The sequence below is a fragment of the Kitasatospora sp. NPDC059408 genome (assembly GCF_042751525.1).
Classification (GTDB): Bacteria; Actinomycetota; Actinomycetes; order Streptomycetales; family Streptomycetaceae; genus Kitasatospora.
The window spans coordinates 55,354-71,724 of the sequence record NZ_JBHYWI010000006.1; the positions used below are offsets into that span (position 1 = coordinate 55,354).

General features: G+C 75.0%; 1 protein-coding gene. It reads right to left on the reverse strand.

Annotation, left to right across the window (positions count from 1 at the left end):
- Positions 1-267 precede the first annotated feature (267 nt).
- The coding region (locus ACFXDE_RS06735) for an SDR family NAD(P)-dependent oxidoreductase (protein ID WP_380491533.1) at positions 268-16,371 on the reverse strand (16,104 nt) is incomplete at its 5' end.

Here is a 16,371-nt window from a genome sequence, read left to right on the forward strand (position 1 = left end):
ACGCTACCGCCAACTGTGGGGCCGCGGTGGCTAGGTGAGCGTTCAAATCTCTTGTCCGGCACGGTGGTTGGACGCTCGGGAACCGACGGTCGGTCTGGAGTACCGGCCGTTCGCCTGCCTCCGAAACATCATCTGCGTGCCCTCGGGCTCACTCGCATGAGCTCGATCAGAGCCTCACGGCTCGCGTAGTGGTCGGCTTGCGGTCGGCGAAGCGCGCGGACCGCACCCACCCGCGACGTCGCGGGGGTGGGTGCGGGCGGGCCGGGGTCAGTCGGAGAGGCCCAGTTCGTTGTCCAGGAGGTCGAACATCTCGTCGTCCGACGCCGAGTCGAAGTCGAAGGCGTCGGCTTCGGAAGCGGCGGTACGGGAGGCGAGCCACTTCGTGCGCAGGACCTCCAGGCGGGCGGTGACCTGGGCGAACAGCTCGTCGTCGGAGACGTCGACCTCCGTCGTGCCGAACGCCTGCTCCAGGCGGTCGAGTTCGGCCAGCAGGGCGGCCGGGCCCTCGGTGGGTTCGGGCCGCAGGCCGAGGCGGTCGAAGAGGTGGTCGGCCAGTTCCGCCACCGTCGGGTGGTCGAAGACCAGGGTGGCAGGCAGCCGCAGGGCCACCAACGCGCCCAGGCGGTTGCGCAGTTCGACCGCCGTCAGGGAGTCGAGGCCGAGGTCCTGGAAGGCCCGCTGCGGGTCCACCCCGGAGGCGTCGGTGTGGCCGAGGACCGCGGCCACCTGGCGGCGGACCGCCTCCAGCAGCGCCTCGCGCCGTTCGGCGCCCGGCAGTTCGGACAGCCGCCGCACGAACTCGGCGCCGCCGCCCGTCCCGCCGTCCGCGCCCGCGGCCGCGCCGCGCCGCACCGGCACCCGTACCAGGCCCCGCAGGAGCGGCGGAACCTCGCCGCGCCGGCTCAGGGCGGCCGGGTCGAGGCGCAGCGGCAGGACGGCGGGTGCCGTGCCGGCCGTGGTCGCGTCGAACAGGGCGAGGCCGAGGTCCGGCGTGAGCGGCGGCATGCCGGCCCGGGCCAGTCGTTCGGCCTCGGCCTCGGTGAGGGTGCCGGTCATGCCGCCGGTTCCGGTCCACGGGCCCCACGCCAGGGAGACGGCGGGCAGGCCGAGGGAGTGGCGGTGGCGGGCGAGGGCGTCCAGGAACGCGTTGGCGGCCGCGTAGTTGCCCTGGCCGGGGTTGCCGAGCGTTCCCGCCGCCGAGGAGAACAGGACGAAGGCCTCGACGCCCTCGGCGGCCCGGTGGAGGTTCCACGCGGCGTCCGCCTTCGGGCGCAGGACGGCGCCGATGCGCTCGGGCGTGAGCGAGCCGATCGTCCCGTCGTCCAGGACGCCGGCGGTGTGCACCACCGCGCGGACGTCGTGGCGGGCGAACAGGCCGGTGACGGCGGGCCCGTCGGCGACGTCGCAGGCCTCGACGGCCGTCTCGGCGCCGAGGTCGGCCAGTTCGGCGACCAGTTCGGCCACGCCGTCGGCCGCGGCGCCGCTGCGGCTGACGAGGAGCAGGCTGCGCACGCCGTGCTCGGCGACCAGGTGCCGGGCCACCAGGCGGCCCAGGCCGCCGGTGCCACCGGTGATCAACACCGCGCCCTCGGTGGGCCAGCTCGGGGCCTCGGCCGCGAGCTCCGCCGGTGCGAGGCGGGCCGCGGACAATTCTCGGTCGCGCAGCAGGAGTTGCGGTTCGTCGACGGCGAGGGCGGCGGACAGGAGCCGCGTCTCGGCGGTGGCCAGGTCGAGCAGGCCGAACCGGCCGGGCTCCTCCGAGGCCGCCGAGCGGACGAGGCCCCAGGCCGCCGCACCGGCGAGGTCGGTGCCGGACACCGCGCCCCGCGTGACGAACACCAGCCGCGAGGCGGCGAACGCGTCCTGCGCGAGCCACGTCTGGACCAGCTCCAGGACGGCGGTCACCGTGAGGTGCACCGACTCGGCGCCGCCGGAGGGGAGTTCGGCCAGGACCACCGGCGGCACGTCGGACGTCGCGGCGAGTTCGGTCAGCGCCTGCGCGGTCGGCTCGACGGCTACGAACGCCACGTCCGCGTCGGCGGGCATCTGCACCGGCACCCAGTCGAGGCGGAACAGCGCGTCGTGGCCCGCCGGGCGGGCTGCCGCGCCGAGCTGTTCGGCGGCGATCGGCCGGACGGTGAGCGAGCCGACCGACGCCACCGGCCGGCCTTCCGTGTCGGCCGCGGCGAGCGCCAGCCCGCCGGACGCCGACGGCGTCAGCCGGACCCGGAGCACGGACGCCCCGGAGGCGTGCAGCGCGACCTCCTCCCACGCGAACGGCACCCCGGCGCCGCCTTGCCCGGCACCACTCTGCCCAAGACCGGCGCCCACGGCGAGCGTGTGCAGGCAGGCGTCGAACAGGGCCGGGTGCAGGCCGTAGGCGCCGCCCTCGACGCCCTCGGGCAGGGCGACGTCCGCGAAGAGCTCGTCACCCCGGCGCCAGACCGTCCGGAGGCCCTGGAACGCCGGGCCGTACCCGAACCCGGCCTCCGCCAGGCCGTCGTAGAGGCCGGTCAGGTCGACCTGCTCGGCGTCGGCCGGCGGCCACACCGAGGTGTCGAACGCCGCCGGTGCCGCGCCCGTCCCGAGCACGCCGCTGGCGTGCAGGGTCCACGGGTGCAGGCCGCCCGAGCCGGGCCGCGAGTGCACGCTCACGGACCGGCGGCCCGCGTCGTCGGGCGCGCCGACGGCCACCTGGAGCTGAACGGCTCCCGTCCCCGGGAGGACCAGCGGCGCGGCGAGCGTCAGTTCCTCGACGACGTCGCACCCGACCTCGTCACCGGCGCGCACGGCCAGCTCGACCAGGGCCGTGCCCGGCACCAGGACCGAGCCCATGACGACGTGGTCCGCCGCCCACGGGTGGGACCGCGCCGACAGGCGACCGGTGAACAGGAGGCCGTCGCTGTCCGCCAGCTCCAGCGAGCCGGTGAGCAGCGGGTGTTCGGCGTTCCTGAGCCCGGCGGACTCGGCGCCGCGGCCGGCGGGCAGGCCGCTCGGCCAGTAGTCGCGGTGCTCGAACGGGTAGGTCGGGAGTTCGGCGAGGTGGCGGCCGGCTCCGGCGAGCAGCGCGCGCCACTCGACCTTCGCGCCGTGGACGTGCAGGCTCGCGAGGGCCTGGACGAGGTTCGCCTCCTCGGGGCGGTCCTTGCGGAGCGCGGGGGTGGCCACGGTGTCGGCGTCCTCGGGCAACGCGCCTGCCGTGAGGGCGGTAAGGACGGCGTCGGGGCCGAGTTCGAGGTAGCGGCGGACGCCGGCCTCGTGGAGGGTCCGGATGCCGTCGGCGAAACGGACGGCCTCGCGGACGTGGCGCACCCAGTACTCGGGCTCCTGGAGGCCTTCGGCCAGTCCGCCGGTCAGGTTGGACACGACCGGGATCGAAGGAGCGTTGTACGTCAGCCCGTTGAGGGCTTCGCGGAAGTCCTCCAGCATCGGGTCCATCAGCGGCGAGTGGAAGGCGTGGGACACGCGCAGGCGCGTGGTCCGGCGGTCGGCGAAGTGCTCCTCGATTGCCGCGACGGCGCCCTCCGCTCCCGAGACGACGATCGAGCGCGGGCCGTTGACGGCGGCGATCGACACCACGTCACCCAGCAGTGGCAGGACTTCGTCCTCCGTCGCCTGTACGGCCAGCATCGCGCCACCGGACGGCAGCGCCTGCATCAGACGGCCACGCGCGGTCACCAGGGCGCAGGCATCGGCCAGGCCGAACACCCCGGCCACATGCGCCGCGGCCACCTCGCCGATCGAGTGCCCGGCCAAGAACTCGGCCCGCAGGCCGAGGGATTCGACGAGCCGGTAGAGCGCCACCTCGACGGCGAACAGCCCCGCCTGGGCATACTCCGTCCGGTTCAGCAGCTCCTCATCCGACCCCCACACCACATCCCGAACGGGAATCTCCAGCGCCTCGCACACCTCGTCGAAGGCCCGGGCGAACACCGGGAAGCGCTCGTACAACTCCCGCCCCATGCCCAGCCGTTGCGAGCCCTGTCCAGAGAACAGGAACGCGCTCTTGCCGTCGCCCGCGACCCCCCGGGCCACCTCCACGCCGTCGACGAGCACCGTGCGGTGCGGCAGCGCCGACCGCCCGGCCAGCGTGAACGCCACATCCGCCGAAGGCAGTTCCTCGGCATCCGTGAGCCGTGCGAGCTGTGCGTCCAGCGCCGCCTCCGACTTGGCGGACACCACCCACGGCACGAGACCGGGTGCTGCCCCCTTGTCCTGCTCCGCCGACTCGGGCAGTTCCAGAATCACGTGGGCGTTGGTGCCGCTGATCCCGAAGGACGACACGCCCGCCCGGCGCGGGTGGCCGGTGGCCGGCCAGTCGGTGCGCTCGGTGAGCAGTTCGACGGCGCCGGCCGTCCAGTCGACGTGGGTGGAGGGCCGGTCGATGTGCAGGGATTGCGGGAGCACGCCGTTCTGCATCGCGAGCACCATCTTGATCACGCCGGCGACGCCGGCCGCGGCCTGGGAGTGGCCGATGTTCGACTTGATCGAGCCGAGCAGCAGCGGGACTTCGCGGTCCTGACCGTAGGTGGCCAGCAGCGCCTGGGCCTCGATCGGGTCACCGAGTGTCGTGCCCGTGCCGTGCGCCTCGACGGCGTCGACGTCGGCGGTCGACAGCCCGGCGCTCGCCAGCGCCTGCCGGATCACGCGCTGCTGCGACGGACCGTTGGGAGCGGTGAGGCCGTTCGACGCACCGTCCTGGTTGACGGCGCTCCCCCGCAGCACCGCGAGCACGCGGTGCCCGTTGCGGCGGGCGTCCGACAGGCGCTCCAGCACCACCATGCCGATGCCCTCGCCCCAGCCCACGCCGTCCGCCGCCTCGGCGAAGGCCTTGCTGCGGCCGTCGGCGGCGAGGCCGCGCTGCCGGGAGAACTCGACGAACGTCGCCGGGGTGGACATCACCGTCACGCCGCCGGCCAGGGCAAGCGTGCACTCGCCGCTGCGCAGGGCCTGCGCGGCCAGGTGCATCGCGACGAGGGACGACGAGCAGGCCGTGTCGACCGTCACCGCCGGGCCCTCCAGGCCGAGGGTGTAGGACACCCGGCCCGAGGCCACGCTGCCCGCGCTGCCGCTGCCCTGGTGGCCCTCGAACTCACCGCCGCCGAGCAGGTTCGCGTAGTCGGCGTACATGACGCCCGCGAAGACGCCCGTCCGGCTGCCGCGCAGGGACACCGGGTCGATGCCCGCCCGCTCGAACGCCTCCCAGGAGGTTTCCAGCAGCAGACGCTGCTGCGCGTCCGTCGCCAGCGCCTCGCGCGGGCTCATCCCGAAGAACGCCGCGTCGAACGCCGCCGCCTCCCGCAGGAACCCGCCCGCCCGGGTGTAGGACGTGCCGCTGTGGTCCGGGTCCGGGTCGTACAGCGTCTCGACGTCCCAGCCGCGGTCGGCCGGGAACTCCGACACCGCGTCCACGCCGTCGGCCACCAGCCGCCACAGGTCCTCCGGCGACGCCACGCCGCCCGGATAGCGGCAGGCCATCCCGACGAGCACGATCGGATCGTCGGACGGGACGGGCACGGCCGCCGGCAGCGGTTCCGCCGCCTCCGAGGCGCCGAACAGGCCCTCCAGCAGGAAGCCGGCGATCGCGTGGGCGGTCGGGTAGTCGAACACGACGGTGGCCGGCAGCTGGAGACCGGTCACGGTCCGCAGCCGGTTGCGCAGTTCGACCGCCGTCAGCGAGTCGAAGCCGAGGTCCTGGAAGGCCCGCGACGGATCCACCGTCGACCGGCCCTCGTGGCCGAGCACGAGCGCGATCTGGTCGCGCACCAGCTCCAGGACGGCCTCGCGTCGCGCGTCGGCGCCCAGGCCCGACAGCCGCCGGGTCAGGTCGACCGCGGCGGGGGCCGTGGCCGCCCGGCGCGCCGGGGCCCGGACCAGGCCGCGCAGGAGGGTGGGGACGTCGCCCCGGTCCCGCAGGGCGGGCAGGTCGAGCCGGACGGGCAGGACGGCCGGCTCGGCGCCGGTGGCGACCGCGTCGAACAGCGCCAGCCCGTGCTCCGGGTCGAGCGGCGGCACGCCGGCGCGGGTCATCCGCTCCCGCTCGGCGTCGGTGAGCGTGCCGGTCATGCCGGCCACGTCCGACCACGGGCCCCAGGCGAGCGAGACGGCCGGCAGGCCGAGGGCGCGGCGGTGGACCGCCAGGGCGTCCAGGTAGGCGTTGCCCGCCGCGTAGGCGGCCTGGCCCGCATTGCCGAACGTACCGGCCATCGACGAGAACAGGACGAACGCCTCGACGTTCCCGGCGGCCCGGTGCAGGTTCCACGCCGCGTCCGCCTTCGGGCGCAGGACAGCCGAGAGCCGCGAGGGGGTGAGCGAGCCGATCACGCCGTCGTCGAGCACACCGGCGGTGTGAACGACCGCACGGATGTCGTGCCGGGCGAACAGGTCCACGACAGCGGCCTCGTCGGCCACGTCACAGGCCTCGACCCTCGCCCCCGCACCCAGCTCCGCCAGCAACTCCTCGACGCCCTCGGCCTCCGCACCCCGACGGCTCACCAACAGCAGGTCACGCACGCCGTGCTCGGCCGCCAAGTGCCGAGCCATAAGCTTCCCGAGACCGCCGGTACCACCGGTGATCAGGACCGTGCCCTCACTCGGCCACGCCACCGCCGTTTCGGCCGCTGCTTCCGTACGCACCAGGCGCGCAGCCAGGACCTCACCGTCACGGACCAGAAGCTGCGGCTCGTCCACGCCCAGAGCGTCCGGCAGAAGCACCTCGTCCCCCGCCAGATCCACCAGACCGAACCGGCCCGGCTCCTCCGACACCGCCGACCGCACCAGACCCCACAGCGCTGCGCCCGGCAGGTCCTCACCCGCCACCACACCACGCGTCACGAACACCAGACGCGAGCCCGCGAAACGCTCCTCCGCCAGCCAGCCCTGCACCAGCTCCAGCACCCGCGCCGTCCGCGCGTGCACCTCACCGGCAGCCGCCTCGATCACGACCACCGGCGGCACATCCTCCGGCACCTCCGCCAACGACCCGACCGCCACGAACACCGGAGCAGCGCCCGCCTTCACAGGCACCCAGTCCACCCGGAACAGCGAGTCCCGACCCACCCGCGTCCCGGTCGCGAGCTGCTCGGCGGCGATCGGGCGCACCGTCAGCGCGCCGACCGAGGCCACCGGCCTGCCGTCGGCGTCGGCCACGGCGAGCGCCAGGGCACCGGACGCCGACCGCGTCAGCCGCACCCGCACCGCCGAAGCACCGGTCGCGTGCAGCGCCACGTCCTCCCACACGAACGGCACGCCGCCGCCCTCGCCGGACCCCGCCAGGGCGAAGCCGTGGAGGCAGGCGTCGAACAGGGCGGGGTGCAGGCCGAAGCCGCTGCCGTCGGTGCCCTCGGGCAGGGCGACCTCCGCGAAGAGCTCGTCCCCGCGCCGCCAGGCGGCCCGGAGGCCCCGGAACGCGGCGCCGTACTCGAACCCGGCCTCCGCGAGGCCCTCGTACAGTCCGGCCGCGTCGACCGCCTCGGCACCGGCCGGCGGCCACACCGACGCGTCGAACGCCACCGGCACCGCGCCCGAGCCCAGCACACCGCTCGCGTGCAGCGTCCAGACCGGCTCCGGGCCGGTGTCCGCCGTGGAGTGGATGCCGACCGCGCGGCGCCCGGAGTCGTCCGGCTCGGCCAGGCGCACCTGGATCCGGACGGAGCCGTCCTCGGGCAGGACCAGCGGCGCGGCCATGGTCAGTTCCTCGACCAGGTCGCAGCCGGCCTCGTCCCCGGCCCGCACGGCCAGTTCGACCAGTGCCGTGCCCGGCACCAGGACGGAACCCATGACGACGTGGTCCGCGAGCCACCCGTGCGACCGGGCCGACAGCCGGCCGGTGAACACCAGCCCGGCGGTCCCGGCCAGTTCGAGCGAGCCGGTGAGCAGCGGGTGGTCGGCATCGCGGAGCCCGGCGGACTCGGCCGTCGGGAAGAACGCCGGGGCGTCCGTCCAGAAGCGGCGGTGCTGGAACGCGTACGTCGGCAGGGCGACCCGGCGGGCGCCCGTCCCGGCGTGGAAGGCGGACCAGTCCACCGGGACGCCGAGCACGTGCAGGCGCGCCAGCGCCTCGACGACGGTCCGCTCCTCGTCGCGACCGCGGCGCAGCGCCGGGACGGCTTCGGCCTCGCCGTCGGGCAGCGCGCCCGCGGTGAGGGCGGTGAGGACGGCGTCGGGGCCGAGTTCGAGGTAGCGGCGGACGCCGGCCTCGTGGAGGGTCCGGATGCCGTCGGCGAAACGGACGGCCTCGCGGACATGGCGCACCCAGTACTCGGGCTCCTGGAGGTCTTCGGCCAGTCCGCCGGTCAGGTTGGAGATCACCGGGATCGACGGAACGCTGTAGCTCAGCCCGTCGAGAACGGAACGGAAGTCCGCCAGCATCGGGTCCATCAGCGGCGAGTGGAACGCGTGCGAGACCCGCAGCCGCGTCGTCTTGCGATCGGCGAAGTGCGCCTCGATCTCCGCGACAGCCTCCTCCGTGCCGGAAACGACGACGGAGGTCGGGCCGTTGACGGCGGCGATCGACACGAACTCACCCAGCAACGGCAGGACTTCGTCCTCCGTCGCTTGCACCGCCAGCATCGCACCACCCGAGGGCAGCGCCTGCATCAGACGGCCACGAGCACTCACCAGCGCACACGCGTCAGCCAGCGAGAACACCCCCGCCACGTACGCCGCAGCCACCTCACCGATCGAGTGCCCCGCCACGAACTCGGCTCGGACGCCCAGCGATTCGATGAGACGGTACAGCGCCACCTCGACCGCGAACAGCCCCGCCTGCGCATACTCCGTCCGGTTCAGCAGCTCCTCGTCCGACCCCCACACCACATCCCGAACGGGAATCTCCAGCGCCTCGCACACCTCGTCGAAGGCCCGGGCGAACACCGGGAAGCGGTCGTACAACTCCCGCCCCATCCCCAGCCGCTGCGACCCCTGCCCCGAGAAGAGGAAGGCCGCCCGGCCGCTCGTGGCGACGCCGGTCGGCGCTTCGCCGTCCGCCACCGCCCGGAGGCCGGCCAGGAGTTGCCCGGTCCCGTCGCCGACCACGGCCGCGCGGTGTTCGAGCGCGGCGCGGGTCGTCGCGAGCGAGTACGCGACGTCCGCCGGGCGGGCGTCGTCCACGGCCGCGATGAGCCGCTCGGCCTGCGCGCGCAGCGCCTCCGGGGTCGCGGCGGACAGCAGCCACGGCACGACCCCCGGTTCGACCTCCGGCACCTCCGTGGACGGCGCCACTGCCGGGGCCTCCTCGATGATCACGTGGGCGTTGGTGCCGCTGATCCCGAAGGAGGAGACGCCCGCGCGGCGCGGACGGTCGCACGGGGCCCACGGCCGGGGCTCGGTCAGGAGCCGGACGGCCCCCTCCGACCAGTCCACGTTCACGCTCGGTTCGTCGACGTGCAGCGTCGACGGCAGCTCGCCGTTGTGCATCGCGAGCACCATCTTGATCACGCCGGCGACACCGGCCGCGGCCTGGGTGTGCCCGATGTTCGACTTGATCGAACCCAGCAGCAGCGGCTGTTCCCGGTCCTGCCCGTACGTCGCGAGGAGCGCCTGGGCCTCGATCGGGTCGCCCAGCGTCGTGCCCGTGCCGTGCGCCTCGACCACGTCGACCTGGTCGGCGCCGAGGCGGGCGTTGGCGAGCGCCTGGCGGATCACCCGCTGCTGCGACGGCCCGTTCGGCGCCGTCAGGCCGTTCGACGCGCCGTCCTGGTTGACGGCACTGCCGCGCACGAGCGCCAGCACCGGGTGCCCGTTGCGCAGGGCGTCCGACAGCCGCTCGACGACCAGGAAGCCCGCGCCCTCGGCGAAGCCCGTGCCGTCGGCGGCGGAAGCGAACGACTTGCACCGCCCGTCGGGGGCGAGTGCGCCCTGGCGGCCGAACTCGGCGAACACGCCCGGCGTGGCCATGACCGTCACGCCGCCGGTGATCGCGAGCGAGCAGTCGCCCTGGCGCAGCGCCTGGGCGGCCAGGTGCAGGGCGACCAGGGAGGAGGAGCAGGCGGTGTCGACGGCGACGGCCGGGCCCTCCAGGCCGAGCTTGTACGAGACGCGGCCGGCCACGACGCTGCCGTTGCCGTCGCTGCCCGGGTAGTCGTGGTACATCACGCCGGTGAAGACACCGGTGCGGGTGCCGCGAAGGCCGCTCGGGTCGATGCCGGCCCGCTCCAGGGCCTCCCAGGACAGCTCCAGCGTGAGCCGCTGCTGCGGGTCCATGGCGAGGGCCTCGCGCGGGGAGATTCCGAAGAAGCCGGGGTCGAACTCGGCAACGCCGTCGAGGAATCCGCCCGCGTGGGTGTAGGGCGAGTCCCCGGTGCCCCCGCTGTCCTCGGTGCGCAGCGTCGAGAGGTCCCAGCCGCGGTCGGCGGGGAACGGCGCGATGGCGTCCGCGCCGGACGTCACCAGCTGCCAGAGCTCCTCGGGCGTGGTCACCCCGCCCGGGTAGCGGCAGGCCATGCCGACGATCGCGATCGGGTCGTGGCGGACCTCGGCCGGCGCCCCGGGGTCGTCCGTCGCGGCGTCCATCGCGGCGCCTGCGGCACGGATCCGGTCGTCGGTCAGGTCGAGCAGGGCGTCGACCAGGCCCGCGTCGCGCAGACGGCGGGTCGGGATCGACTGCAGCGCGGCCCGCAGGTCGGCCTCGGCGCGGGACGCCTCGCCGCTCGCGGCGGCGGTCCGCACGCCCAGCTCGGTGACGATGAGCTCCGTGACGGCCTCGGCGTTCGGGTGGTCGAAGGCGAGCGTGGCGGGCAGGCGCAGGCCGGTGAGGGTGTTGAGCTGGTTGCGCAGGTCGGTCGCGGCGAGGGAGTCGAAGCCGAGCTCCTGGAAGGCACGGTCCGGCTCGATCGCGTCGCCCGACTCGTGGCCGAGCAGCCCGGCCACCCGGGCCCGGACGAGGTCGAGGACGGTCCGCCGCTGCTCCGCCTCCGTCAGCCCGGCGAGCCGGGCCGCGAGGCCGTCCGCCGGGGCTGCCGGTGCCAGGGCGTGCGCCGCCGTGCGGCGGGCGGCCGGGACGAGGGCGCGCAGGAGTGCGGGGACCTCGTCGGTGCGGGCGCGCAGGGCGGCGGCGTCGACCCGGATCGGGACGACGGTGGCGCGCTCGCTGCGCAGACCGGCGGCGAACAGCGCCAGACCGGCTTCCCGGGTGAGCGGCGGGACGCCCTGGGCGGCCATGCGGTTGCGGTTGAGCTCCAGGAGCTGCTCGCCGAGGCCGGCGCCGACGTCCCACATGCCGTAGGCCATGGAGGTGGCGGGCAGGCCGGCGGCGTGGCGGTGGGCGGCGAGGGCGTCGAGGAAGACGTTCGCGGCCGCGTAGTTGCCCTGGCCCGCGGTCAGCACCAGGCCGCCCGCGGAGGAGAAGAGCACGAACGCGGTCAGGTCGAGGTGACTGGTCAGCTCGTGCAGGTACCAGGCGCCGTCGGCCTTCGGGGCCAGAACGGCATCCATCCGGTCCGGGGTGAGCGCGCCGACCAAGCCGTTGTCACCGACACCGGCGGCGTGGATCACAGCCGACAGGCCCGGGATCGCGTCGATCAGCGCGGCCACGGCCGCGCGGTCCGCCATGTCACAAGCACGCACGTCCGCGACAGCACCCAGGGCGGACAGCTCCGCCACCAGCTCGACCGCGCCCGGCGCCTCCAGACCACGACGACTCGTCAGCACCAGACTGCGCACGCCGCACTCGGCGACCAGGTACCGGGCCACGACAGCCCCCAGACCACCCGTACCACCGGTGATCAGCACCGTGTCATCCGAGCTGATCGGCAGCGGACCTTCCGGCTGCGGCAGCCGGCTCAGACGCGGGACGCAGACAGCCCCGCCACGCACGGCCGACTCCGGCTCAGCGGTGACGATCACCTCCCCGTCCGTGTCCAGCAGGACGAAGCGGCCAGGATTCTCCGCCTGCGCCGCCCGGACCAGACCCCACACCGGAGCCTGCGCCAGATCCACCGGCTCACCTTCACGCACGGCCACCGCACCCCGCGTCACCACCACCAGACGCGACGCCGCGAACCGCTCCTCCACCAGCCACGCCTGGAGGACCTCCAGCACGGCGTGGACGTTCACACGGACACCGCTCGGGACGTCCTCGGGGCCCATGAAGCCACCGCAGTCGAGGACGACCACGCCGGGCACCGGCTCCGAGGACTGCGAGACGTCCTCCCACAGTGCCCAAGAGCTCTCGGAGCCGGCCGGACCGGACAACTCCGCCCACTCGATCCCGTAGAGCGGGTCGACCGAGCCCAACTGCTCCGCCGACACCGCCCGGCCCACCATCGAGGCCACGGCCAGCACCGGGCCGCCCGCCGGGTCGGCGAGGTCGAGCCGCAGCCCGCCGCCGTCGCCGAGCCGGACGATCCGCACCCGCACCGCCGAGGCGCCGACGGCGGACAGGGTCACGCCGGTCCACGCGAACGGGATCATGGTCTCGCGCTCGCCGCCACCGGCCAGGATCGCGGCGTGCATGGCGGCGTCGAGCAGCGCCGGGTGGACGCGGAAGCCGTCGGCCGCCACCCCCTCCGGCAGCGCGACCTCGGCGAACAGCTCGTCGCCGCGCCGCCAGGCCGCCCGCAGCCCCTGGAACACCGGGCCGTAGCCGAACCCGGCCTCCGCCATCCGCTCGTACGCGCCCTCCACCGGCAGCGACTCGGCGCCGGCCGGCGGCCAGACGTCGAACGCCTCCGCCTCGACGCCTCCGCCGACGGCCAGCGAACCGGCCGCGTGCTGGACCCACCCGGCGTCCGGATCCCCGTCCAGGCGGGAGCGGATGGTGACCGCGCGCCGTTCCGAGGCGTCCGGGCCACCGACCCGCACGTGCAGCTGGACGGCGCCGCGCTCGGGCAGCACCAGCGGTGCGGCGAGCGTCAGTTCCTCCACCACCTCGTACCCGACCTCGGCCGCGGCCCGCAGTGCGAGCTCGACCAGCGCCGCACCCGGGACCAGGACGGTGTCCAGGACCCGGTGGTCGGCCAGCCACGCGTGCGAGTCCAGCGACACCCGGCCCGTGAGGAGGAACCCGTCCGTGTGGGACAGGTCGACGGCCGCACCCAGCAGCGGGTGCGCGAAGGCGCCCACGCCGACCGCGCCCAGGTCGCCGAGCGGGGTCGTCGCGTCGAGCCAGAACCGGCGGTGCTGGAACGCGTAGGTGGGCAGTTCCACCGTGCGGGCGCCGGTGCCGGCGAAGAGGACGGACCAGTCCACCTCCGCCCCGGTCGCGTGCAGCCGGCCGAGCACGCCGACCAGACTCGCCTCCTCGTCCCGGTCCGCGCGCAGGGCGGGCACGACGCACGTGCCCACGGCGGTCGGGTCGTCCAGGACGCCCTGCACCAGTCCGGACAGGACGGCGTCGGGGCCGAGTTCGAGGTAGCGGCGGACACCCGCGGCTTCCAGCGTTCGGACGCCGTCGGCGAAGCGGACGGCCTCGCGGACGTGGCGCACCCAGTAGTCGGGGGTCGTGAGGTCCTCAGCCAGGGTGCCGGTCAGGTTGGACACCACCGGGAGCGAAGGAGCACTGTACGTCAGCCCGTTGAGGACTTCGCGGAAGTCCTCCAGCATCGGGTCCATCAACGGGGAGTGGAAGGCGTGGGACACGCGCAGGCGCGTGGTCCGGCGGTCGGCGAAGTGCTCCTCGATCTCCGCGACGGCGTCCTCCGCTCCCGAGACGACGATCGAACGCGGGCCGTTGGCGGCGGCGATCGACACCACGTCGCCCAGCAACGGCAGGACTTCGTCCTCCGTCGCCTGCACGGCGAGCATCGCGCCACCGGACGGCAGCGCCTGCATCAGACGGCCACGCGCGGTCACCAGGGCGCAGGCGTCGGCCAGGCCGAACACCCCGGCCACATGCGCCGCAGCGACCTCGCCGATCGAGTGCCCCGCCACGAACTCGGCGCGGACGCCCAGCGATTCGACGAGACGGTACAGCGCCACCTCGACGGCGAACAGCCCGGCCTGGGCGTACTCCGTCCGGTTCAGCAGCTCCGCATCCGACCCCCACACCACGTCGCGCAAGGCCGGATCCAGCTCCGCGCAGACCTCGTCGAAGGCCTCGGCGAACACCGGGAAGCGGTGGTACAACTCCCGTCCCATGCCCAGCCGTTGCGAGCCCTGACCGGAGAACAGGAACGCCGTCGCCCCACCCGCCCGGGCGGACGAGGTGGCCGCGCCCGGGGCGAGTTCGCCCCGGCTCAGCTCCACCAGCCCGGCCAGCAGTTCCTCCCGGTCCGCGCCGAGCAGCACCGCGCGGTGCTCCAGCGCGGGCCGGGTCGCGACGAGCGAGTGGGCGACGTCCAGTGCGGCGAGCTCCGGCCGCGCGCCGACGAAGGTCGCGAGCCGCTCGGCCTGCGCCCGCAGGGCCTCCGGCGTCGCCGCGGCGAGCAGCCACGGCAGCGTGCCCGACTCCCGCCCACCGGTGGACGGTTCGACCACCGGCTCGGGGCCCTGCTCGACGATCACGTGCGCGTTGGTCCCGCTGATCCCGAAGGCGGAGACGCCCGCCCGGCGCGGACGGCCGGTGGCCGGCCAGTCCCGGGCCTCGGCCAGCAGCTCGACCGCGCCCTGCGACCACTCGACGTGCGGCGAGGGCCGGTCGATGTGCAGCGACTTCGGCAGCACGCCGTGCTGCATCGCCAGCACCATCTTGATCACGCCGGCCACACCGGCCGCCGCCTGCGCGTGCCCGATGTTCGACTTGATCGAGCCGAGCAGCAGCGGGAGTCCGCGGTCCTGCCCGTAGGTGGCGAGGACCGCCTGCGCCTCGATCGGATCGCCCAGCGTGGTGCCGGTGCCGTGCGCCTCGACGGCGTCGACGTCCGCCGCCGACAGACCGGCGCTCGCCAGCGCCTGGCGGATCACCCGCTGCTGGGACGGACCGTTCGGCGCCGAGAAGCCGTTGCTCGCGCCGTCCTGGTTGACGGCCGTACCGCGGATCACCGCGAGCACCCGGTGGCCGTTGCGCTCCGCGTCGGACAGCCGCTCGACGAGCAGCACCCCGACGCCCTCGGACCAGCCGACGCCGTCCGCCGCGCCGGCGAACGCCTTGCACCGGCCGTCCGCCGAGAGGCCCCGCTGCCGCGAGAACTCGATGAACATGCCCGGCGTCGACATCACCGTCGCGCCGCCCGCGAGGGCCAGCGAGCACTCGCCGGTGCGCAGCGCCTGGACCGCCAGGTGCAGGGCGACGAGCGAGGAGGAGCAGGCCGTGTCGACGGTCACCGCCGGGCCCTCCAGGCCCAGCGTGTAGGACACCCGGCCCGAGACGACGCTGCCGCCGCTGGTGCCGGAGGGGTTCGTGTTGAGGGCGTAGTCGTGGTACATGACGCCCGCGAAGACGCCGGTCCGGCTGCCGCGCAGGGACAGCGGGTCGATGCCCGCCCGCTCCAGCGCCTCCCACGAGGTCTCCAGGAGGAGCCGCTGCTGCGGGTCCATGTAGAGGGCCTCGCGCGGCGAGATCCCGAAGAAGCCGGGGTCGAAGTCGCCGGCGTCGTGCAGGAAGCTGCCGTGGCGGGTGTAGCTGTGACCCTCCTTGCCGGGCTCGGGGTCGTAGAGGTGTTCGATGTCCCAGCCGCGGTCGGTCGGCAGTCCGGTGACGGTGTCGACGCCGTCCGCCAGCAGCCGCCACAGCTCCTCGGGCGTGGTCGCGCCGCCGGGGTAGCGGCAGGCCATGCCGACGATCGCGATCGGCTCGTCGGAGGTGAGCGGGCGGGCCGCGGTGCCGGTCGTCGGGGTCGCCTCCGTGCCCGGGCCGGCCAGGTCGAGGAGGTGCTCCGCGACGGCCCGCGCGTTGGGGAAGTCGAAGGCGAGGGTGGCGGGCAGACGCAGGCCGGTGCGCTTGTTGAGGCGGTTGCGCAGGTCGGTCGCGGCGAGGGAGTCGAAGCCGAGCTCCTGGAACGCGCGCTCGGGCGCGATCGCCTCGGCGGAGGCGTGGCCGAGCACGGCGGCGACCTCGGTCCGCACGAGCTCAAGCGCCAGGCGCCGGCCCTCGCTCGCGCCCAGTGCGGCGAGGCGCCCGGCCAGGCCGGTCCCGGTCGCGCGGCCGCTCGCGGGCAGCTCGGCCCGCCGGCGCGGCGCGGCGAGGGCGCGCAGGAGTGCGGGGACCTCGTCGGTGCGGGCGCGCAGGGCGGCGGCGTCGACCCGGATCGGAACGACGGCGGCGCGCTCGCTGCGCAGGGCGGTGGCGAAGAGGGCGAGGCCGGTCGCGTGGTCGAGGACGGGGACGCCCTGGGAGGCCATCCGTGCCCGGTCGACGTCGGCGAGGTCGCGGCCGAGGCCGGCGCCGACGTCCCAGAGGCCGTAGGCCATGGAGGTGGCGGGCAGGCCGGCGGCGTGGCGGTGGGCGGCGAGGGCGTCGAGGAAGACGTTCGCGGCCGCGTAGTTGCCCTGGCC